18 protein-coding genes are annotated in these 22,624 nt (G+C 40.6%); 8 read left to right on the top strand and 10 right to left on the bottom strand.

The genetic code is table 11. The features are described from left to right. Nucleotides 1-276: 276 nt before the first annotated feature. Complete coding sequence (locus G3R48_RS08615; protein WP_153664215.1) at nucleotides 277-1,989, bottom strand: formate--tetrahydrofolate ligase; 1,713 nt, start codon at nucleotides 1,987-1,989, stop codon at nucleotides 277-279. 1,142 nt (nucleotides 1,990-3,131) lie between these two features. Here G3R48_RS08615 and G3R48_RS08620 point away from each other — a divergent pair. The 3 genes from G3R48_RS08620 (at nucleotide 3,132) to G3R48_RS08630 (ending at nucleotide 6,605) form a co-directional block, all read left to right on the top strand. Then, nucleotides 3,132-5,003, top strand: coding sequence for a methyl-accepting chemotaxis protein (locus G3R48_RS08620; RefSeq protein WP_153664213.1), 1,872 nt, complete (start codon nucleotides 3,132-3,134; stop codon nucleotides 5,001-5,003). A 224-nt stretch (nucleotides 5,004-5,227) separates the two neighbouring features. Beyond that, nucleotides 5,228-5,476: a DUF3297 family protein gene (locus G3R48_RS08625; protein ID WP_153664211.1), complete on the top strand. Its 249-nt coding sequence runs from the start codon at nucleotides 5,228-5,230 to the stop codon at nucleotides 5,474-5,476. A 487-nt stretch (nucleotides 5,477-5,963) separates the two neighbouring features. Continuing rightward, nucleotides 5,964-6,605 carry a LysE family translocator gene (locus G3R48_RS08630; protein WP_153664207.1) on the top strand — a complete coding sequence of 214 codons (642 nt, stop codon included), beginning with the start codon at nucleotides 5,964-5,966 and terminating at the stop codon, nucleotides 6,603-6,605. A 35-nt stretch (nucleotides 6,606-6,640) separates the two neighbouring features. Here the strand turns inward: G3R48_RS08630 and G3R48_RS08635 are convergent, their stop codons facing one another. The 6 genes from G3R48_RS08635 to G3R48_RS08660 all read right to left on the bottom strand — a co-directional run bounded on the left by G3R48_RS08635 (nucleotide 6,641) and on the right by G3R48_RS08660 (nucleotide 12,023). Then, on the bottom strand, nucleotides 6,641-6,943 hold the full coding sequence (locus tag G3R48_RS08635; protein ID WP_228497426.1) for a DUF3861 domain-containing protein: 303 nt from the start codon (nucleotides 6,941-6,943) through the stop codon (nucleotides 6,641-6,643). A gap of 530 nt (nucleotides 6,944-7,473) precedes the next feature. Then, on the bottom strand, nucleotides 7,474-8,085 hold the full coding sequence (locus tag G3R48_RS08640) for a protein-disulfide isomerase (RefSeq protein WP_153664203.1): 612 nt from the start codon (nucleotides 8,083-8,085) through the stop codon (nucleotides 7,474-7,476). Between the two features lie 283 nt (nucleotides 8,086-8,368). Then, a complete protein-coding gene (gene trmH / locus G3R48_RS08645) occupies nucleotides 8,369-9,067 on the bottom strand; it encodes a tRNA (guanosine(18)-2'-O)-methyltransferase TrmH (RefSeq protein WP_153664201.1) in 699 nt (232 codons plus the stop codon). A 327-nt stretch (nucleotides 9,068-9,394) separates the two neighbouring features. Continuing rightward, entirely contained in the window at nucleotides 9,395-10,219 is an 825-nt protein-coding gene (locus G3R48_RS08650) for a mechanosensitive ion channel family protein (RefSeq protein ID WP_153664199.1), read from the bottom strand. Between the two features lie 277 nt (nucleotides 10,220-10,496). Next, nucleotides 10,497-11,225, bottom strand: coding sequence for a sulfite exporter TauE/SafE family protein (locus tag G3R48_RS08655; protein WP_212593281.1), 729 nt, complete (start codon nucleotides 11,223-11,225; stop codon nucleotides 10,497-10,499). A gap of 12 nt (nucleotides 11,226-11,237) precedes the next feature. Then, nucleotides 11,238-12,023, bottom strand: coding sequence for a glycine betaine ABC transporter substrate-binding protein (locus G3R48_RS08660; protein WP_153664195.1), 786 nt, complete (start codon nucleotides 12,021-12,023; stop codon nucleotides 11,238-11,240). A 998-nt stretch (nucleotides 12,024-13,021) separates the two neighbouring features. Here G3R48_RS08660 and G3R48_RS08665 point away from each other — a divergent pair. From G3R48_RS08665 to G3R48_RS08675, 3 genes are all read left to right on the top strand, one after another. Then, a complete protein-coding gene (locus tag G3R48_RS08665; protein ID WP_153664193.1) occupies nucleotides 13,022-14,575 on the top strand; it encodes an ammonia-forming cytochrome c nitrite reductase subunit c552 in 1,554 nt (517 codons plus the stop codon). 336 nt (nucleotides 14,576-14,911) lie between these two features. After that, nucleotides 14,912-15,304, top strand: a complete 393-nt coding sequence (locus G3R48_RS08670) for a ribosome recycling factor family protein (protein WP_153664191.1) — start codon at nucleotides 14,912-14,914, stop codon at nucleotides 15,302-15,304. 156 nt (nucleotides 15,305-15,460) lie between these two features. Beyond that, complete coding sequence (locus G3R48_RS08675) at nucleotides 15,461-16,693, top strand: NADH:flavin oxidoreductase/NADH oxidase family protein (RefSeq protein WP_153664189.1); 1,233 nt, start codon at nucleotides 15,461-15,463, stop codon at nucleotides 16,691-16,693. A gap of 194 nt (nucleotides 16,694-16,887) precedes the next feature. Here the strand turns inward: G3R48_RS08675 and G3R48_RS08680 are convergent, their stop codons facing one another. Then, nucleotides 16,888-18,102, bottom strand: a complete 1,215-nt coding sequence (locus G3R48_RS08680; RefSeq protein ID WP_153664187.1) for a 4Fe-4S binding protein — start codon at nucleotides 18,100-18,102, stop codon at nucleotides 16,888-16,890. A gap of 185 nt (nucleotides 18,103-18,287) precedes the next feature. Beyond that, nucleotides 18,288-19,145, bottom strand: coding sequence for a PA4780 family RIO1-like protein kinase (locus G3R48_RS08685; protein WP_153664185.1), 858 nt, complete (start codon nucleotides 19,143-19,145; stop codon nucleotides 18,288-18,290). A 530-nt stretch (nucleotides 19,146-19,675) separates the two neighbouring features. On the opposite strand from G3R48_RS08685, the gene cspE reads away from it, so the two are divergent. Further along, nucleotides 19,676-19,888: a transcription antiterminator/RNA stability regulator CspE gene (gene cspE, locus G3R48_RS08690; protein WP_153664183.1), complete on the top strand. Its 213-nt coding sequence runs from the start codon at nucleotides 19,676-19,678 to the stop codon at nucleotides 19,886-19,888. Between the two features lie 196 nt (nucleotides 19,889-20,084). Here cspE and G3R48_RS08695 read toward each other — a convergent pair whose 3' ends face one another. Beyond that, nucleotides 20,085-21,047, bottom strand: a complete 963-nt coding sequence (locus G3R48_RS08695) for a LysR family transcriptional regulator (RefSeq protein ID WP_153664182.1) — start codon at nucleotides 21,045-21,047, stop codon at nucleotides 20,085-20,087. A 111-nt stretch (nucleotides 21,048-21,158) separates the two neighbouring features. Here G3R48_RS08695 and G3R48_RS08700 point away from each other — a divergent pair, with 111 nt between their 5' ends. Then, nucleotides 21,159-22,355 carry an MFS transporter gene (locus G3R48_RS08700; RefSeq protein ID WP_212593282.1) on the top strand — a complete coding sequence of 399 codons (1,197 nt, stop codon included), beginning with the start codon at nucleotides 21,159-21,161 and terminating at the stop codon, nucleotides 22,353-22,355. Nucleotides 22,356-22,624 lie beyond the last annotated feature (269 nt).

The raw sequence follows: 22,624 nt of genomic DNA on the forward strand, positions 1-22,624 counted from the left end.
CGGAAGGTTGTTGTTTAGCCTGTTGTATTTAAAGCTTTATTTCTTTCTGCTTAGCTGTTTTTTTTACTGATTTTATTAAAAAAAACACATAAATAATTTATGTGATCTAGGCCGTTAAAATACAGTTTGGTTAATAGAGTAAATAAAGTGTTGAATTGGCGAGTTTGGGATGTTGTGTTTGTGAGTTGCAAAGGGCTGGTGATTTGCGGGCGTAGTCATGATGTTTAGTTGTGAATTTAAGCAGCCACAAGAGCTACTTAAATTCAGCAATGTTGGTTATGCTAAGCCAACAATCTCACCATTTTGGTCGACATCAATATCTAAGTAGCCCGGCTTAATGCCTAAACCTGGCATGGTCATCACTTTACCCACTAACGCAGTAATAAAGCCTGCACCAGCATTGACTTTTAATTGTGTAATCGGCACTTCAAAGCCTGTTGGTACACCTTTTAACTTAGGGTCATGGCTAATCGACATTGGCGTTTTAGCAATACAAATAGGCAGGGCGTTATAACCGTGAGTGTTTAACCAAGTTAGTTGCTCTTTGGCTTTATCTGACAGCGACACGCCTGATGCACCATAACCGACTTCCGCTAAGGTCAATAATTTCGTTTCAATACTTTGCTCAGTTTGATACAAACTGCAAAATTGAGAGTCTTGCTCACTGGCTTGCTTAACTAATTGCGCTAAATCTTGTGCACCTTGTGCGCCTTTTGCAAAGGCTTCACTAATGGCGCTGCCAAACGCTGCGGTGGTGTTAATTTGTTGCTGTAGCCATTCAAGTTCAGTATCAGTGTCGGTCGGGAAGCGGTTAATCGCCACGACAACTGGTGCGCCATAACGGCTAACATTGTTAATGTGCCATTGAAGGTTTTTAAAACCAGCGCTTAAACGGGCTAAATCAGGTAAGTTAATGTCGTTATCTGACTCAATGCCACTATTGGCTTTAAGGGCTTTTAGCGTGACGACAACTACCGCTGCACTTGGCTTGTAGCCTGAGTTTCTGACTTTAATATTGCTGAATTTTTCAAATCCCATATCAGATCCAAAGCCGGCTTCAGTGACAACATAATCGGATAATTTAGAGGCAATATTGTCAGCAATAATCGATGAGTTACCGTGGGCGATATTAGCAAAAGGGCCAGCGTGAACAAAACAGGGATCGCCAGATAAGGTTTGCATTAAGGTCGGCTTAATTGCATCAACCATCACCGCCGTCATCGCACCTGCTACTCCCAGCATTTGTGCGGTAATCGGGTTACCGTCAACATCTAATGCTAATACTAAGCGAGCAATACGTTGTTTTAAATCATCAATGTCTTGGCTTAACGCTAAGATAGCCATTAATTCAGACGCGGCCGTAATATCAAAACCTGATTGATGTACCGGGCCGTTAACGGCACCAAAACCCACTTCAATTTGTCGTAAGCTGCGCTCATTATGGTCAACCACGCGACGCCAAAGAATGTTTTCGCTGTCAATATTTAATGCTTCAAGCCCAGACGCTTCAGTAAAGGCTTGGGCGCCAAGACGTGTTTCGTGATACAAGCGAGCATCAATGGCTGCAGCCGCTAAGTTATGGGCGCTACTGACGGCGTGAATATCACCGGTTAAGTGTAAATTTAACTCTTCCATTGGCACAACTTGGGCGTAACCACCGCCAGCGGCTCCGCCTTTTATACCAAAAACCGGGCCCATGCTAGGCTGGCGAATACAAGCGCAGGCGTTTAAGCCAATGGCATTTAAGCCTTGGGTTAAGCCAATTGTGGTCACGGTTTTTCCTTCGCCGTGCGGAGTCGGAGTCACTGCTGTCACGATAATTAATTTAGCTTGAGGTTTGGCAGCTAAACGCTTAGCCACATCAAGTGATACTTTGGCTTTATGGTGGCCAAATAGTGATAATTCACTGTCTTCAATGCCCCATTTTTTTGCTATATCAGCAATTGGTTGGCATTGATGAAGACGTGAAATTTGAATATCTGAAAGCATTCTTATATATCCGCAGTGGGGTTTTGTAGGGTAAATTTCGCCTGCAATATAGTTGATCTATCCTGCTGAGAAAATAGCCAGCGGTTGGCAATGTCTATTTTTATAATCCATATCAAAAAACGTGTAAGCAAGTTTGAGCAATTGTCTTTTTTAGTTCATTAAAAAGTGTCCTTAGTGTGATCTAGGTGGCAGTCTTTATGGTTATTTTTGCGTAGAAGATAAACTGAAACTGAGTGTTAATGGGCATACGTCGCCCAATAGCTTAGTGTGAGATTAACCAATTGTGTTCAGTGTTTTGTATGTGGCACAAAAGTGCTCGTGCGATTTTCTGTGTACGGTTTTATTCTTGGTTTTATTCATTGATTCGGGCTTGTTTGCGTTAAATTGAGCCGAGATAACATAAACCAATGTAAGAGAAATAAGAGGAAATCAAGGCCAATTAAAATAATGAAGCATGGCGCTGACGCCCTTGATGTTGAATATCGTCGTGGTTGAAAGAGGGCTTAATGTTGAATCGTTAACTGAGCAGATGACAAGGGAGATGAACGGTGATGGTATGACTTACAATCAAACGAGTAGGTTTCAATTACTTAAATAAAATAATAAAAATGTGAACGGCAATGGTCCAAAGTTATAAATCAAGCAATACCTGGTGACTTTGAGGGGGCGATAATATCGGTTAAAAATATGGAAAACGTACGTATCCAAATTGTCTTTCAAATTGCTAGTGTGATAAATGAAATGATAGAAACAGCAACTGAGCGCAAACTCGACACAATTTGCTCACGCTGAGCGTTAAATTTGCTTTCTTCATTTCACGGATTATTTTAAATTTTGATTGTCTCAAATGAAGAAAATAGTAGCTTTTTCAGCCTATTCTTCAGCTAATGCTTTAGCATTTTCAGGGGGAGCAGCTAATTTAGCTTGGCATTTTCTCTATTTTTTCATAGGGCTAACTGTGCCTTTTGATTTTGGGGTTATGATAAATATCTTTAATCTCGGGTATTGCTTAAAACAATAAGTAAAGGATGTATTTAATTTGGATGTTATTAATTGTGCTTCATGATTAACCTTTTGCTGGTTGAAACTGATAAGTTAACTGCTATTAATTAAGTATCGCGCATTGACCATTGGTACAACATATGAAACTCAAATCGTTGAAATTAAAAATCCTTCTTCCGGTTTTGATAGCACTAATCGCTGTCATATCCCTCTTATCTTGGCAGAGTTTCTCTAATCAAAAGGATATGTTGTTCTCGTCAAATTTAGAGCAAGTTCAACGTCTAAGTAGCCAGCAAGCAGACAGAATTAGTGAATGGTTAGATTCTAAAAAAGAAATTATCAGTTCGAGTGAAAGTTATTTGCACCAAGGTAATGATCTTGATGTGCTAAAAAATGCCTCGCACGCAGGTCAATTCCTAGCCACTTATTTTGGTAAGGATAACGGTGAAATGACCACCACTGATACTGAAGGCGACTTCTCAAATTATGACCCTCGCACTCGCCCTTGGTATAAGCAAGCAAAGAACAGTCAAGGTATGCTGTTAACCAAACCATATATTGATTTTTCGACGAAACAACTTGTTACCACCCTTGCAGAGCAAATCGAACAAGGAGTGATTGGCGCAGATTTAACCATTAGCAACATCGCTGATGAAGTTAATACCATGCAGTTGCCTTCTAACGGTTTCGCTATTATGGTACACAAAGACGGTACTGTTATTGCTTATAAAGACACCAGTAAAGTCATGAAGAATGTTCGTGAAATCACTCCACAATTGGATTACAGTTTATTAAAGCAAAATGTCAGTAAACAATTAATCCCCGTTCACTTTGAGACAGAAAACAAAGATAAATTAGTCTGGATACAATCTATACCTCAAACTGATTGGCAACTCATTGTCGTCTTAGATAAGAAAACCTTAGAAACACCATTAGAAACCTTATTACTGAAACTACTTGGCTTATCTGCGTTAGTACTATTAATAAGCATGGCTGTTATTTCATGGTTAATGAGTCAAATACTTCGCCCCCTAACTCGCGTATCAGAAGCCCTTGCCCTTATAGCAGACGGTAACGGTGACTTAACTCAACGCATTGAAGTTGACACATTAGATGAAGTGGGTGTGCTTTCTGACAGTTTTAATCGCTTTGTGGGTAGCCAGCATATACTGATTAGTCAAATTCGCGAGGTGGCAAAACAGCTTGATCAAGAAGCTGATGCAACTGTATCAGGTAGCCATCAAGTAGAAGGCGAAATTCAAATTCAGCAACAAGAAGTGACGATGGTTGCAACGGCAGTCACGCAAATGGCTAGTGCAACACAAGAAATTGCTTCCAGTGCTGAAAGTACCGCATCTTCAGCGCAGCAATCAAGTGATAGCAGTATCCAAGGTCAAAACCTAGTCGCGACAACACGCGAGTCAATTAACCGGTTAGCTGATGAAGTCTCTCAAGCTACGGATGTTATTGGTGAGTTAGATCGACATGCCAATGCAATTTCAAGTATTTTATCAACCATTCAAGGTATTGCTGAACAAACCAACTTATTAGCACTAAATGCTGCCATTGAAGCGGCTCGAGCTGGTGAACATGGTCGTGGCTTTGCCGTGGTTGCAGATGAAGTGAGAGTGTTGTCTCATCGCACTCAAGAATCAGCAAGAGAGATTCAAGAAACGATTGAAACATTACAAAATACTACCACCAATGCAGTCTCGTTAATGCAAAGCAGCCAGTCTTTAGCAACTAGCAGTGTTGGTGATGCCGATGAAGCAAACAAAGCCATTGAAGAGATTACACGCGCCGCTGCGTTAATGTCTGATATGGCCAGCCAAATAGCCACTGCCGCTGAAGAGCAAACTCAAGTAACCAATGAAATTACACAAAATACGGTGTCTATTAAAGATGTGACCGATAAAATTGCTCACTCAGCTAATGAAGGTCTACAAAAAGCACAAAACTTAAAAGACCAAGCAAAATCATTAAATGATCTAGTGGCAACGTTTATTCTATAAGGCTAATGCGCCATATTTGCACGAGATAGGGCGCGGTTGCAAAGGTTGAGTTTGAACGACAATAATCACTTTTCTAAGACGTGCTCGTATGAATTTAGGTCAACATAGGGATAAATCTAGAGCATTATTTAGGTGATGTTAGCTGCAATCATTAATGATGTGCCTTGAGCATAACAGTGTGATTGCCTACAATGACCGACGATTTTTTCTAATTAGAGCATGATATGACTGACACGACAGAAAAGCCGGCATTACCGGATCGTTTATCAATTAATCCACGTAGCAAATTCCATGTGGCTAAAGTATTTGAGCATGACATCCGCATTACCATTAATGGTAAAGAACGTTTTGATGTTGAAGAATATTGCATTAGCGAAGGTTGGGTAAAAGTGGCATCTCACAAAGCCCTTGACCGTCGCGGTCAGCCATTGCTGATGACGGTTAAAGGTAACGTGGAAGCGTTTTACCGTTAATAGCGACTAACTCAATGTTTGCGGATATTGTTATCCGCTTCATTGAGTTGGTTACCTGTGCTAGTTGGGTTGTTTACATGTGCTATTAGTTGTATTAGTTGTATTAGTTGTATTAGTTGTATTAGTTGTATTAGTTGTATTAGTTGTATTAGTTGTATTAGTTGTATTAGTTGTATTAGTTGTATTAGTTGGTTTTTAGCTTGGGTCATAGCTTAGTTTATCCACTAGCGTTATCACACTCTTGTTTCACTTTCACATTTTTTCACAGTTTCACTTTCTCAGTTATTCCTTATCCTGTTAATTCCCTTTGTTTACGCATTTTGCTCAGAATTGGCTTTTCTGTGGTGTGAATGGCATTAGTGGCGTGAAATATGTAAATAATCTCTGCCAATGATTAGCTGATTTTTAACACAACATGATTTTTATTCATGTTAAATCACGGTAGAATGCGCGACTGATTTTTTGCCCTTGTAGTAGCGTATTTAACATGATTGATCTGGCTTTACTTCCCGTTTATCTCACCACCGTGGTGGCCTTGTTGTTAATTCCTGGCCCCGATATGCTGTTAATTGCGAGTTCAAGTTTAAGTTATGGGCGTAAAGTGGGCGTTTATGCCAGTTTTGGTAATGCCACATCAGGATTGATTTTAACCGTGTTAGCCGCCTTGGGCGTGTCTGCGTTGATAGCCATGAACCCAACGGCATTAGAGGTGTTACGGGTACTCGGTGGGGCGTACTTGCTTAAAATGGGTTGGGACTGTATGCGCAGCAGTGCGGCGCAAACACCCGATGTAGAGCAACATAATAACCTTGCCAAGTTATTGTATCGTCGTGCGGTGATGAGTAATTTACTTAACCCTAAAGCACTTATTTTCTTTGTTTTATTTTTACCTCAGTTTGTTTCAACGCAACTGAGTGCTAGCTCGGGACAACAAATGTTGGTTCTGGGGTTATTACTGAATGTGATGGGGTTATTGTTTAACTTATTGTTGGTGGCACTCATAGGTACACTTGGTAAGCCTTTGTTAAACAATAATAAGTTTCGCCAATACCAAAATAAATTAATGGGGCTGATTTTCTTTATTTTGGCAATTTGGCTATTAGCATCACAAGTTCAAGACGTTGTTTAAGGCTTAGTTATTCTACTCTTCAATAAGTTAACTGATTAATTGCCTTTCGCCGCTTTAACCGTATTTTTTAGATTTTGCATAAAGTTTTTAAAGTGCGGCATAAAGTCGGCAAATAACGGATGCTTACGATTGTGCATCATTATTGGGCCTAATAATCTTAACGACACCCCTAATTTTGTGGCTAGTTGCTCATCTAATCCACTGCGTTGTTTTAAATTTTCTACTACGTTAAATATATCTTCTCTGTCTTGTACTTCAAAGGCCATGCTGCGACCTTGTTGGTTAACTGTGATTTCTTCTATGGTGATTTTATAACGGTTATCTTTTGAATTTATCATCATTTAGACCTTATTTATTGTGCATGAAACAGCATTATCTATGCTGCGTAAAGCGTAATTTTTGGGTATGTAAAGTGTAGATAGCGATGCATTATTTAGTGGGTATATATCACTTTACTTTACTTAACTTGTCCGTGATGGATTGAAATGGACATTGGCTTGATTTGGATGTTTTAAAAACGGAGTGTTTATCGGCAATGTTTTGCCACCGTGTCACTGCTCGTCCTTTAGTCAGTCATTTTTCTCACTTCAACAATTCAAATAACAAGTTAACAATATCAACTATAACCCGCTGGTTGATCTTGTCAACTAAACAATCGTTAATCAAAGACACGGTTAAACAAGAAATCGTTTAAGACATTGCTGAAAAGTTATTTCGTGAGAGGGTGACTTCATTTAGCTATTTAAAGCTGGTTATGGTTTTAAAAAAACGCGGCCTTGCTAAAGATTAGCAAGGCCGCGTGAGTTTCAGTGGCTGATAAACGACTATTTTAGTCAGTTTTCAGCACTGCTTTTGGTGTTGTCATTAACTATTTCAGTGCAGCAATCTCGGCTTTCATTGCTTCAACCACATCTTGTGGGCGTGACAAGTATTGTGAATGATCAATAAAAATGGCATCGTCACCGACTGTCATAATTAATGCGGGGAACTTATTGGTGCCCATTAATTGTTGGATCTCGCCAATATCATCCAGAACACGCTCAGCATCAAGGCTTAACTCATCTTTAAAGATTTTGTTTGATGGAGATAATTTAAAGGCTTCAACAACGAGGCTAAGGTCACGTTTAGTATTAAGCGGATTACCTTCAACAAAATGGGCTTTTTGAAGGGCATTAAGCACTGCTAACTGTTTATTTGCTTGTTTGCCTTGTTGCAACCAGCCCATAAAGTTTGCCACTTTAATTGAATTTTTAGGGCTATTTGCATAGCGGATATGCTCGCGTCCAAATGGAAGAGCACTGGCTTTAGCTGCCTCGTTCATTTGGGTTTCGCCTGCACTGTCTTTGCCAATAAAATGGGCGCAATGCAGTAAGTTGACGGTCATATTAGGGTAAGCATCTTGTAAGGCGTTTACTACTGGGGTAGCGGCGTAACTCCAAGGGCAATGTGAGTCATAGATAAAGTATAGCGCTGTGGTCATGTTGTTGGATTCTTGATTCAATCGATTGCACGATCCTAAATAGTTTGGCCACGATATTCAATCTGTTACCGTGTTTTAAGCCATAAGCACCATTATATCGGTGAAAAACGATCTGATTTAACTTCCCCTTGTTATAATTTGCAATCGTGGTTTGTCAATAAAAAGGCCGTTAAGGTCATCTTTTTGAAATAGGCTTCGTCTTATGAATATGATTGCCGTTGGCAAGGCAGTGTTTGCGCCCTTAATGCATCAAGCTGTTGCTGAGCAGCTTGATGCGCAATGGCTATGACTCACTCAGCACATCAGGGGCGCGCATTTTATCCCACCATTGCTCATCAGCATCTATTTGCCCTTGTTCATCAATGGTTGGATAAGGAATATTTTTACGTTTACATGCTCTAGCGTAAATAGGATGGCCTTGTTCAAATAACTTGGTTTGGCAATATTTATAATCCAATTGGCGTTGGTTATACATGCCAGCTTGTTCACGTTGACGCTGCGCTTCATACATAATTAATGCACCCGCGACAGACACATTTAATGACTGCACCATGCCCACCATTGGGATAATAATGTGTTGGTCAGCGCTAGCGATGGCCTGCTCACTTACACCATCGTGCTCGTTACCTAACACGATGGCAGTGGGTTTGGTGTAGTCAATTTCGCGAAAGTCTACCGCATCTGCAGAAAATGTCGTGGCTAATACCTGCATGCCTTTTGCTTTAAATTGTTGATACGCATGTTCATAAGTGACGTGCTTAACGGTATTCACCCAGCGATGACTACCTGATGAAGTGTTACCCGATACCCATAAACTGTCCTCAGGCATGATGGCGTGAATTTCATGAATGCCAATGCTGTCAGCAGTGCGCACTGCAGCGGCAATGTTATTACTCTTATGCACTTTATCTAGACAAACCGTTAAATCAACTTGGCGGTTATCGAGCATTTGGTTAATGCGAGCGAGGCGTTCTGGGGTCATGGCACAGTCTACTTATGGCTAACGTTAAATAAGGGCGCTTAGATTTACAGTGGTGACTAAGGCATTGATGGGCGAATTATACCGTTAAAAGGCTTGATAACTCGACCGTTAACTGTGCTTTTGTATAACCGTGTGACTTATCACCGATGAGCTATTTGATTGCTTGTTAATGAGTGAATGATGAACGGGAGGAAGGGAATTGCTTGTGCCAAAACTTATGACGCTGAGGTGTAGCGATAAAAAAACGGCGTAAGACAGAGAGTCTTACGCCGTTTTTACTTTGCTGCTATGCAAACGTTGGTTTAGATGCTTGTTTAGCGCAAAAAATTATTCTTTTTCGATAATAATTTTTCGGTGAGGGAAGGGTATCTCAATACCTGCTTCATCCAGTGCCTGTTTAATTTGTTCTGGCACTGAATACAAAATATCGAAGTAATGTTCGCCATGACAAAAAGGGCGCACTAAGAAATCAACCGAGCTGTCATTTAAGGTTTCAACTTCAACAAACGGGGCTGGGTCTTTTAAAATATGCACATGAGCGGCTAATACGCCATCAATCACTTTGCGTACTTCAACGGTGTTTTCTTTATAAGCCACCCCAAAATGCATGTCGACACCACGGATTTCATGGAATGAGTGGTTGACGATTTGCGCACCCCAAATTTGGCTGTTAGGGATGATAATATGTTGATTGTCGAAAGTTTTTAAAATGGTTGTGAACAAGTCAATCTCTTGTACGTTACCAAAACGATCGGCGGCATTAATAAAGTCACCCACTTTATACGGGCGAAACAGTAATAACATCACACCTGCTGCAAGGTTAGACAATGTACCTTGCAAGGCTAAACCTACGGCTAAACCTGCAGCACCAAGAAGAGCAACAATGGATGCGGTTTGCACACCAAAGCGGTTAAGTACGGCAATGGCGACAAAAGCAAGAATAATGTACTTAGCGACACTGCCTAAAAATCTAAATAACGTGTTGTCGAGTTTGTCGTACTTTTCACCAATACGATTAATGATGTTACTGGCTTTATTAGCAATATATAAACCGATAATTAAAATTAACGCGGCAAGCAATACGTTAATTCCAACCTCGATGATTAAAGGTAGGTACTGATTAATATCAATTTTATCTACATAGTCTTGCATTTATGCCTCCTGCATATGGGGTGTGAACGGTGTCAATCATCATTTGATAAGGGTGGTGGGATCAAATGAACCAGATGCCGCATTACTTAATCCTAAATTAGGTCATCTGTATAGGGCTTAGCTTAGCACACCCTTAAGTGAGATGTGTGTCTGCTAAAGTGGGCATTTACTTTAAAGGAGGTTGTTTTAGTTGAACTATTTAAATGAGGGGGATGGCAAATAGGTTAATCCGTTCATCAACATAACTCGCGTTTGCCATCATTAATATTATGCGCTTTTAAAATCCAACAATACCTGAATAGAGCATTTTACAACCAGCAAAGAACAACACGATATAACTGATTTTATAAATCATTTCTTGCGAAATAATATTAACTAACAACACGCCAACCCTCACCCCAAGAAAAGCAACAGGTAGCAAAATGGCTGAGGTGATCAGGTTTTCAAACTCCAGTTCACCCACATAGGCATACGGGATTAATTTAGTAAAATTTAACACTAAAAAGAACACAACACCGGTACCAATGAGCTGTTCTTTAGGCAGTTTTTTGGGTAATAAAAACATACTTACTGGCGGGCCGCCAGCATGGGCTATCGTACTGGCAAACCCAGAGAGTGCATTTAATAAATGTCCTTTAATTGGGTTATCAACCTTAGTACTTTTGATTAAAAACGTCTGTGCTAAAAAAGCCATCGCGAGTCCACCAATAAGCAGTTCGACGACATTGCTTGGCATTGACCCCATGAAATAGGCGGCAATGGCGATGCCAGCTAATGCCATGGGTAACATGCTCTTTAATATGGTGTAATTACAATTTTTGCGGTGATAGTAATAAGCAATTACATCCATCACACACAATAACGGTAATAAAATACCTGCGGCTTTAATTGGGGGCACCGTTAGCGCCATTAACGGCACTGACAGCATACCTAAGATGCCGCCAATACCACCTTTACCCATACCATAGAAAAATACTGCGGGGATGGCGGTAATATAAAACCACATATCGGTGATCATTTAGTGATTATCTCTATCAGCTAACCATTGGGCGGTGACTTTATCAATGTCTTGCCCTTGACGACAGACTTTATAATCTAACTCAGCGATGATTTCGTTAGAAAAACGAAGGCTATCTAGGGTAGCAAGCTGCTCAGAGGTAAAAATGGCGGATTTGTCTTGGCGTACCACTAACACCGCTCGGTCAACAATGCCCAATAGCCCTTTAGGATCTTTTATTTCTCGAATGGTGTACTGATGATGCAAAAACTGCGGTTTCCATAATGGCACTACCACCCATTCTTTATTGGCAACGGCTTGTTCAAATGCTTGGAAGCAATCTTCTTCAGTACCAGTTTTAAAGTGATAACCTGCTGCATCTAATCCGTATTGTTCAATCATGGCGATTGAAAAGCGGCTAATGCCTGCTCCAGCACCAATACCTTGAATTAACTTATTTGTTTGAGCTACTACTTCTGGTTTAAGTAAATCACTCACTTGTGATACTGCCGCTTGTGGTACGTAATCTGGCACCCCCCACAAGGCATAAGGTTCGTAGTGCAAACCAAGTTCGATTAAAGGTTCAACTTGTTCAACATCAGCTTTATATATGCCATGGCTTGATGGTAACCAAGCAGATGAAAGCATATCAACGGCACCTGATTTTAACTTTTCAAAGTTTTGTTGATGTGGGGCAAACTCTCGCACCACATTAAAGCCCATGTCGCTAAGCACGTGACTTACCAGTGATGCCGTTACACGGTGAAAAGAAAGGTCAGTGACGCCAAGCGTAATTGTTTTAGCCATGAGTAAACTCCCAATGAAAGTTATTGAATGTATGAGTGTAGTGCGTTGTCACAATGACATGATATTAGCGATAAAATTGCTCGTTAAAAACAGTGTTGAAATTGAAAGATTAACTAATATTATTTGATAATATTTCTTTGAAGATAATTTATTGCCCAAAAGTCCAAGATCAAAAGCACCCCAAAATGAAATGTCGATGAGATCACATTATCGATGCTTAATTTAATCGAAACGGATAACATTTTTTTGAAGACGATTAATTAAAATATTGTCTTTTAAATATCAATAGGCAACAAAAGTAGTAAATACTTAATATGTTAAAGCTAAATTAGTTTTTGCTTATTTTAAATGTTAAGTTTTTGCTTTGTTACTGAGTGGCTTTGGGCTTTAAATATATCGATATTTTATTATTTGGCTTCGTTTAAATATTTATCTTTATTTACGCTTTAATTTTACTAACCCAAAAAAACGGTACGTAACTATTTTGTAATATATGTTTCAGTTGGCGTTGATTTTTAATAAAAGTGGGGGCGGGATATGCTGTTTGACGGTGTCGATACGCAATAAAAATGCTTTTTTTCATTGTGATGTTGAACGTGATATCGGTTATTGGTAAGTGAGGGTTGACTTGTAAGTTATTGATTTTTATTTGCTTTTTTATGTGAATCTTGTTTTTTATCATTTTTACTCTTTAAGGTGTATCTTTTTATTGTTGTGTTATTAACATAATTAATATTATTGCATTGTTTGCTTAATTTAAGAGTTAACTTATTTTCAATATCCAAAGATACCCCCAAAGAGGTATTTATTGTTTTTCGTTAATATAGGTGGCTTTCAAGGATGATTTATTGATTTGAAGGCGGTCACAATACTGACCCAAATTAATGGTTATAAATGTTGAATATGATACAAATATGCAGGCTTTAAACTAATACCTTTAAATTTTACGTAACATTTAGTTAAATTTAATATAATAATAGACTTCGTTAGGAGTGATGATGAAATTTCAAAAGCTTGCATTAGCCGTAATGGTATCTGCACTATTTACTGGTACAACCGTCGCTAAAGATGTTGACCTTTATAAGAGTGAAAACTGGCAAAAAACTTTCCCTGAACAATATAAAACTTGGGCAGAAACTGAAGAAACAACGCCAGCTTCTGGTCAATTAGATGACTTATTAGCAAGTAACCCTAATCTGGTTACCGCTTGGGCCGGTTATGGCTTTGCTAAAGACTATAATCGCGCACGTGGGCACCACTTTGCATTAACTGACATCATTAAAACATTACGTGTTGGGCATCCAATGGTTGGCCACGACGGTAAAGTTGTTGGTGAAGCAATGGCTGCAAGCTGTTGGTCTTGTAAAACACCTGACGTTGCACGCATGTATGATGAAGTGGGTGAAGCGAAGTTCTCTGACAACGCTTTCTCTACTTGGGGTGAAGAAATGTCTAACACAATCGGTTGTGCCGATTGTCATGAACTTGGTAAAGAAGACGTTCGCTTAAGCCGTCCATATGCTGATCGCGCAATGAAAGCAATTGGTAAAGACTTCACTAAGCAAGACTCTGTTATGCAAGCAAGTCAAACTTGTGCGCAGTGTCACGTTGAATACTACTTCGACGGTACAGACAGTAAGAAAGTGAAATACCCATGGGATTACTGGGTACCAGGTGTTAACACTGACTACAAAGCGTTTGTAAACTACAAAGGCACAGACGGTCTGTACAAAGGTTTCGCAGCTGAAGCACAACTTGCTTATTACGATAGCCGTAACTTTAAAGATTGGACCAACGCGATTTCTGGTGCACCGATGCTTAAAGCACAGCATCCTGAATATGAAAACATGTTAGACCGTACTGAACATGCAATGGAAGACCATTTAGAATTCGGTTGTTCTACTTGTCACATGCCGAAAGCGACTAACGCCGCGGGTAAAGAGTACTCTAACCATAAAGTTACCTTTGAAGCCGCAACATTGCCAGAAACGTGTACTAGCTGTCATGAAGGCGCTGATTTCAAAGAAATCTTTGCTGAACGTAAAGCTGAAATCAACAAACTACGTTTTGACGCAAATGGTACTGACCCACGCCTAACTGAAGTGCACTTTAAAGCACAAGCAATTTGGGCTGCAAATGGCATCAAAGGCTTAGAAGCTGGCGAATCAATTGGCAAAGCAAAAGCGAATTATGAAGCTGCTCTTAAAGCGAAAAACCCACTTGCTGCTGAAATGAACAGCTTATTAGTTGAAGTTAGAAATGCACAATGGTTCTGGGACTCGGCAACCGCTTCTCATGGTATCCACGCTCATAACCCAGCTGAAGCGATTCGTTTGTTAGAAAAATCTAACGCGATTCTAGATGTGGCACTTGCTCAAGCAAACAAACTATTAGCTAAGTACGCACCTAGCTATAAGTACGATGCAAGCAAATACGACACTAAAGCGAAAGTTCAACCGTTAGCAGGCTTAAACCTTGAAGCCATGCAGTCTTCTAAGAAAGAGTTCCTAGAAAAACGTGTTGAAAAAGAATGGCCAGCTAAACTTCAGTAATTAATTACTGAAGTTTACTACGATTCCCAACATTCTTGACCATGCCAACCGATGCAAATCGGTTGGCATTTTTAGTTTTAAGGTTTTAAGGTTTTAATCATTAATCGCTACCGACATTGACGATAACCAGTACAGTAATGAACTCTGGTTGAACGGCAAAGGCACATATTTACGGGCACAGATAAAGGTGAAATGTATTGCTCAGGTAATCTGGGAGCATTATAGGTGAAATACCGATGGTTAATTGTCTGCCGTTGCGGTTATGCTTATTCAGTTATTCAGTTATTCAGTTATTCAGTTATTCAGTTATTTTGTTAATTCAGTGTCTATTTTCATATGCCAAAAAATCACATCATTATTGCATTGCCTTCGCTTATCCACCGTATCGGTAGGGAAGCGCTCAATGAAGCGAAAAAAACGGCAATAACACTGGGCTGCCAGTTTAGCCGTGTACGCCGTTCACGAAATTGGTCGTTGTCTGGTGAGGCCATAAAAATACAACAACTTAATAGCCAATTGCAGCATCAAGGTAATCAAAACTATCACTACCTTATTCAAAAAGTTGACCGCGGGTTATTAGAACATGTCGATAAATTAGAACCGTTAGAAGATAAACTGATTCGATTAATGACTGAAAACCCCAGCATGACATTAGCCGAGTTGATGCAGTTAACCGATTGCGATTTAGCCCAAGCCAGAAGCGCCAGATTTCAAGTTGATTGCTGGTAGACATAGGTAGGTCAGTGTAAATTCAAACACTTGTATTAATTGTGTCATGTCGATACACTCAATGGCAATTTTATGCCCATTGGTGTTTCATTTAGTGTCATTTTCTCACGGCTGTCACATGTCGGTTTGTCACTGAGTTTACAAAGGATTCTGTTTATGTCTCAGCCTCAACACTTATCATCCCCACTTAAAATAACCGCGCAAGCGACAACTAAAAACCGCCTGTTTAAATCGGCAATGAGTGAGCAGTTAGGTGACAAAACTTTTGCCCCTTCAGCACAGCTCGTGAACTTATATAAAGTATGGGCCAATGGCGGTACAGGGATATTGATTACCGGTAATGTGATGGTTGATCGCACCGCGTTAGGTGAGCCGAAAAATGTCGTATTAGATAGCGCTTCAGATGTCGCACCTTTTAAAAAGTGGGCGCAAGCGGGGACGCAAAACAACACCCAATTATGGATGCAGTTAAATCATCCGGGTAAACAAACGCCTAAGTTTTTAAGCCCTGTACCGGTTGCACCTTCAGCAGTGCCATTATCAAAAGCCTTACAAAGTGGTTTTAATACCCCGCGTGCGCTTGAGGAAAATGAAATACTGGCCATTGTAGAATGTTTTGCTGTTGCTGCTGAAAAAGCCCAACAGGCGGGCTTTACTGGGGTACAAATTCATGGCGCTCATGGTTATTTAGTGAGTCAGTTTTTGTCGCCACACCATAACCGCCGTGACGATAAATGGGGCGGCAGCTTAGAGAATAGAATGCGTTTTGTGCGTGAAATTTACCGCGCTATTCGTACTCGAGTCGGGAATGAGTTTCCAATCGGAATAAAACTAAACTCTGCTGATTTTCAAAAAGGGGGCTTTAGTGAAGACGACTCGATTGAGGTCATGAAAACCTTAGAACAAGATGGGATTAACTTGCTTGAGATTTCCGGTGGTAACTACGAAAACCCAAGTATGATGGGCGCGAAAGTCAAAAAATCAACTGTGGCACGCGAAGCTTACTTTTTAGATTATGCCGAAAAGGCCAAGCAGGTGTTGTCAATTCCGTTGGTTGTTACTGGTGGTTTTCGTTCAAGTCATGCCATGGAAAGTGCATTAACCTCACAAGCAACAGATATGATAGGTGTTGCGCGACCTTTAGCTGTTGTGCCCGACTTAGCGAATAAGTTATTAGCTGACAGCAGTTATACCATTGCGCTTAAACCCTTGACCACAGGTGTTAAGTCGTTGGACTTTATGGCAATGCTTAATATCACTTGGTATGAGCAACAACTTAAGCTTATTGGTCAAGGTAAGTCGCCTAAGCCTAATATGAGTGCATGGACATCGGTATTGCGAACCTTTGCTGGCATGGGCAGGGCAGCATTTAAAAAGCGCCGCGCTTGATTTCCCCATGTTATTAATGAGCTAACGCGTTGGTGTGCTGTTGTGTTGACTCGTTGCTAATTAAAGACAATAAAAGGGAGGTGGTCATGTAAATGATCACCTCCCTTTTTAACTATTTGTCGCTAAGTGAATGTTAGCTGAAATAGCATTAAATCTATATCAATGGCGGTTGGCCGTCGCCAAAGTTAACGCAATTAATGGCCAATTTTATTCAAGTGTTGAATTAGCATCATTCTTAATTCAGTTGGTGTTTCACTGTGCCAAATCCCGCCAACATATGCCCATAATGGGATCATAAATAGCAAAATCAATAGCATGATAGCTAAGCCTCTGGCTGACATTTTGATACCGCTACGGGTACTAAAATACAGCGCTTCTTTTTTAGGGCAAGCCGCCACACAGTTCATACAAGCTTGGCATTCATCGCTGCGCACCGTGGATTGAGTATGGACAATAATATTGGCCGGACAGGCGCGAGTACATTTGTCGCACTTCATACCTTTACTGTTGATTAAGCAATGCTCAGTGCTTCGGCGAATTTTAAATGGACTCAAAAAGCTAATTAGTCCTAATAGTGCGCCGTAAGGGCAAATATAGCGACAAAATGCTTGGCGCTTCCATAATGCGAGGAACAAAATAAGGCCAAAGCAGAATAGAGCAATAGGGCCAGGACTTAAGAAAAAGTAAGCCATTTTTAGGTCGGCCACTTTATGATAATAACCGTCTAAATAATGTGGAATACTAGCGAGCGGCATGGTGATGACGATGAATAACAACGCAATCAAAAATAAATATTTGACCATGCGTAATATCCAATCTAACCATGCTGGTGGGGCAAATTCTTCTTTAATAAAGCGCTTACGCAATTTATATAAGTAGTCACCAGCAAGTCCTAAAGGACAAGCCCAACCACAAAATGCGCGTTTGCATAATAGCCCTGTTAGCAATACGACGACTAACATCACCGCTGCCGCAGGATGGTCGTTATCGAATATGCCTAAGCCAATTGCGGCTTTGAGTTCAATGCCACCGGCTATTGGTAAAAAGGCATCACCAATATCAGGGCGCACCAGTATGGGGTCAACGCCTGCTTTTAACATGGCGGCATTAATGGCAAATTGCACCGCGACTAACATCATAGATAAAGCCAGTGCATGGCGGATTAACTCTCGTAATAAATTAATCCGTTGCTGGCCTTGGGCTATTTCTGGTTGGAATTTCTTTAAGGTAAATAGGCCGACGAGTGCGACCCCAAGGCCAATAAATAGTGGCCAGTGTAAACTGACTAACATGGCAGCCGCTAACATGGCGGCTGTAATCGCAGCCCCCCATTTATTGTGACTCCAGTAAAGCAAACTAATGCTGTAAACCAGCGCCAGCATGAGGGTAATTGATTCAATTGTGCTCATTCGATAACTTCGTTAAATGATAATGTTACCTCTGAGAGAGCGATTTTAAACAAGAGTTCATTTAAGCTAATCGGTTTGTGATCCAGTCCTTAAAAATACGGTTTTAGTGATCGCTATGCAGCGACATTGCAACTTAATTAAGTGCATGATGGGGTTTACTTTTCCACTATCTACCCGTCAATGAATTACGACTCAACATAAGCATCATTAATGCGTAGTAACCGTTGTTGCTCTTCCTCTTTCGCTGCTTCAATTTCATCAAGTACAGCGTTGACATCAGCAATATGATTGCTGTCTTTGAATTTGCCGCTGAGCTGAGTTTCGGGAGTGAGATTACCCGCTTCAAACAATGCCCACATTTCTTTGGCATATTGAGTTTGGCTAAGTTCATTTGCAAATTGGCTGTAATAGTGAGTCATGTTATTTACGTCGCGTGCAAACATCCATTGAGCATTGTTATTTGCGGCAGCGTCAACGGCTTGAGGTAAGTCGATGATGACCGGTCCTTGGCTGTCTACCAACACATTAAATTCAGATAAGTCGCCGTGGACAATGCCTGCGCATAACATCAATTTAGTGTATTCAATCATAAGGGAATGATCGCGCAAGGCTTGTTCTGGCGTTAAGGTGACATCATTGAGTCTTGGCGCAACTGCGCCTTCGTCATCGGTAACTAACTCCATTAATAACACTCCGGAAAAACAACCATAAGGCTGCGGTACACGTACCCCTGCATCTGCAAGTTTGTATAACGCATCCACTTCAGCACTTTGCCAAGCTTGTTCTTGTTGATCGCGGCCAAACTTAGAGCCTTTTTCCATTGCCCTTGCTCGGCGACTGTTACGTACTTTGCGCCCTTCTTGGTATTTCACAGCTTGTTTGAAACTGCGTTTGTCCACGTCTTTATAAACTTTGGCGCAGCGGATGTTGTCGCCACTTTTGACGATATAAACACTGGCTTCTTTGCCACTCATTAATTGGCTTAGGACAGCGTCAACTAAACCTTCTTCAACCAGTGGTTGGATTCGTTTTGGGATTTTCATTGCGCCCTTATACCGTAATTACTGCCAATATGGAATTAGCAATACAAATTGAACCCAATGACAAACAAATGCGTTCAATGTGCTTAAAATGAGTAGCGTGTGGTTAAGGCACGAAAGGAAGGTATAAAAATACAATGAAAACAATGAATAAACTGTAATATGGACTTTTTTATCAATTTATCACTTTCTTTAATGTCAACTTAAGCTAAATCAGTCTAAACTATGTGCGGATTTTGTTAGGTGCTACCGAGAGAGATGATTCACCGGTGCTGATAGCAGATATTCAGAGAAAATTGATAAAAGGTTAATAATAAGCCTTTACAATAGCCGAAACTGCTGTACGATGCCTCTTGCTCTGATATTCAGAGTTATTAGTGAACCATCAAGTAAAAGTTAAGCCTAAGATCTCTGCGTTATCGTTGTTATCCCAGTGTTTCCTTAGCTTCATCGTCACATTTAATAATTCAAGCTCAGTGCATCGCATTAAAGCGATAGATTTTATTAATTTTCATAATATTAAGGGACACATCATGTCTAACAAAACAACTGGTATCGTAAAATGGTTCAACGAAGATAAAGGTTTCGGTTTCATTACTCCTGATAATGGCGGCGCTGACGTATTCGTTCATTTCCGTTCAATCGCTTCAGAAGGTTTCAAAACTTTAGCTGAAGGCCAAAAAGTATCTTTCGAAGTAGAACAAGGTCAAAAAGGCCCACAAGCTGCTAACGTAGTTGGTGAATAAGTCTACTTTGTAGATAAGCGCGAATGGGCAACCATTTGCGCTTTTTTTTGATTTTTTAAATACTGATTAACTGCTTGTCTTAACTGCTTGTCTTAACTGCTTGTCTTAACTGCTTGTCTTAACTGCTTGTCTTAACTGTATGTTTTAACCGCTTGCTGTATCCCGTTGCGGAATTTGTGATTGTAAAAATCCATCGCTAGTTATTAGCGTTGGGGCTAACAGCTAACGACTTAGCTTCAATCTTTTTCAGTTGATTAAAATGCGCGCTTAATCGCTCAATAAAGGCTTTTACTCTTTCAGGCAAATAACTGCGGCTTGGGTAAACAACATGTAAGTCGGCCTTTGCCATGAAGTTGTTTTTTTGAAAATCTTGATTGTAATCGGCTAAAATGACCTGCAATCGGTTATGTTCAATGTCGTCAGCGACATCACAATATGATTTTAATGCAATCCCAGCCCCTTCTACTGCCCAACGTCTCACTTGAGCACCATCATTAGTTGACCTCGCCGGTTTGATAACCATCGACATATGTTGGCTGTCTTTATGAAAATGCCAAGTAACTAAAGGTTCAACTTCGCGCACTAAAGCTAAACAGTCATGATGTATTAGGCATTGTGGTGTGCGAGGCGTGCCTTTGCGTGCAAGATAATCAGGTGAGGCACACAGCACACGGTGGCTTTGGTATAAATTTTTAGAGATTAAATTGCTGTCAGGCAATGCACCATAACGAATGGCTAAATCAAAATTTTGATCCGACAAATTCATAATGCCATCAGACAGGTAAACATAGGGTTGCACATTTGGAAAGTCAGCAACAAACTGGTCGATAATAGGCACAATGTGTAGCTGACCGATATCAGACGGGGCGGTAATTCTTAACGGGCCTGATAACGTTGCTTTACCGACTTGTAGCTGCGCCTCTGCTTGCTCTACCTCGCTCAATACCCGCTGGCAGGCATCAAAAAAGATGCGGCCTTCCTCAGTCAAGTTAACTTGGCGGGTAGTACGATTAAGTAAACGGGTGCCATAACGTTGTTCAAGACCATTTATTCTGGCTGTCATTCTGGCTGGAGACAAGCCAACCACTCTTCCTGCAGCGGCTAAGCCACCGTTTTTAATTACTTTAACGAATAGCTCCATATCACCAAGCTTATCCATATTTGACCTTTATTTTGTATTTCGGAATATTAATTTTATATTTGTAGCAATTGTTTTGTATAAGTGCAAAGTATATTTTGTCGCATACAAAGATTGTTAAATTGGAAAAGAATGATGACACAAAAACATAAAATGCCCCTTGCTGTGTGGGTACTCACTTTGTCAGCATTTGCTATCGGGACTGCAGAGTTTGTGATTGCAGGCATACTGACTCAAGTGGCAGAGACGTTACATATTAGCGATGGCCAAGCTGGTAACCTGATTACGGCCTATGCGGTGGCAATTGTGATTGGTGGACCTATTTTGACATTGTGGCTAGCACGCTATGACAAAAAACGGGTATTAATTGGTTTAATGGGGCTATTTATTGTTGGTAACTTAATTACCGCATTTTCAAGTGACTATACCGTGCTGTTAATTAGCCGTGTGGTGTCAGGGTTAACCCAAGGGCCTTTTTACGGTATTGGTGCGGTTGTGGCGACGCAGTTAGTTGCCAAAGAATATGAAGGCCAAGCTGTTGGGCAAATGTTTGCTGGGCTAACACTTGCAAATGTGCTGGGTGTACCAGCAGGCGCGTATATTGGTAACACGTTTAGTTGGAATGTGCCGTTTATTGTGGTTGCGGGATTAGGTGCGTTAGCTGCGTTAGCGATTATGATGATTATTAAGCCGCAAGTACAAGATCAACATAGTGCGCCGCGCAGTGTTAAAAGTCAGTTAGGTGCGTTTAAAGACAAAAACTTACTGGCGAGCTTAGCAATTACCACGTTAGGTTGGGTTGGGTTTATGACCTTTTATGGTTACATTGCGCCAATGGCAGAGCAAGTTGCAGGCTTTGATCGCGCATCATTAACCTGGATTTTAGTGTTAGTGGGTGTGGGATTAGTTGTTGGTAATGCCATGGGCGGAAAATCAGCTGATGCCAATTTAAGCCGTGCGTTAATGCTGTGGCCTGCTGCGATGATTATCGTGTTGGTAATACTTGGTTTTGTTGCCTCTAATCCTTGGGCATTTGTTATTGCAGCGTTTGTGTTTGGTATTGTGTCATTTGCTAATGTACCGCCAATGCAAATGCGTGTGATGAAATATGGTTCAAAAGCGCCTGAGCTTGCTGCAACGGCTAATATTTCAGCGTTCAATATTGCCAATGCGTTAGGCGGAGTGATTGGCGGCGTAGTTATTGATAGTCATTATGGGGCAGCGGCTATTCCATTTGCTGCAGTGATTATTCCGATTATTGGGTTGTTGTTTATCGTATCTCAAGAGCGCAAAAATGTGGTTCCAGCGGCTAACCAAGTTGCGTTATGACGTGTTAACCCATCAGTGTTTAAAGAGATAAATTCGAGCGATAAGCTTTGTGCTAATCATAAAAACGACCTGTCATCGACAGGCCGTTTTTTATTGTTACCCCTACATGTGGGAGAGGAATAAAGTCTCACACTAAACGAGCAAAAACATGGCCAAAAACATGGCCACCCATTCCAGCTGGTCAAATATTCAACACTAAACTAGGCTTTATTTACCCTTATTAAACGGTATTTGAAGATGGCTAGACCAAGACAAACCCTCGTGAGTTT

It is taken from the genome of Shewanella intestini (assembly GCF_018221465.1).
Lineage (GTDB): Bacteria > Pseudomonadota > Gammaproteobacteria > Enterobacterales > Shewanellaceae > Shewanella > Shewanella intestini.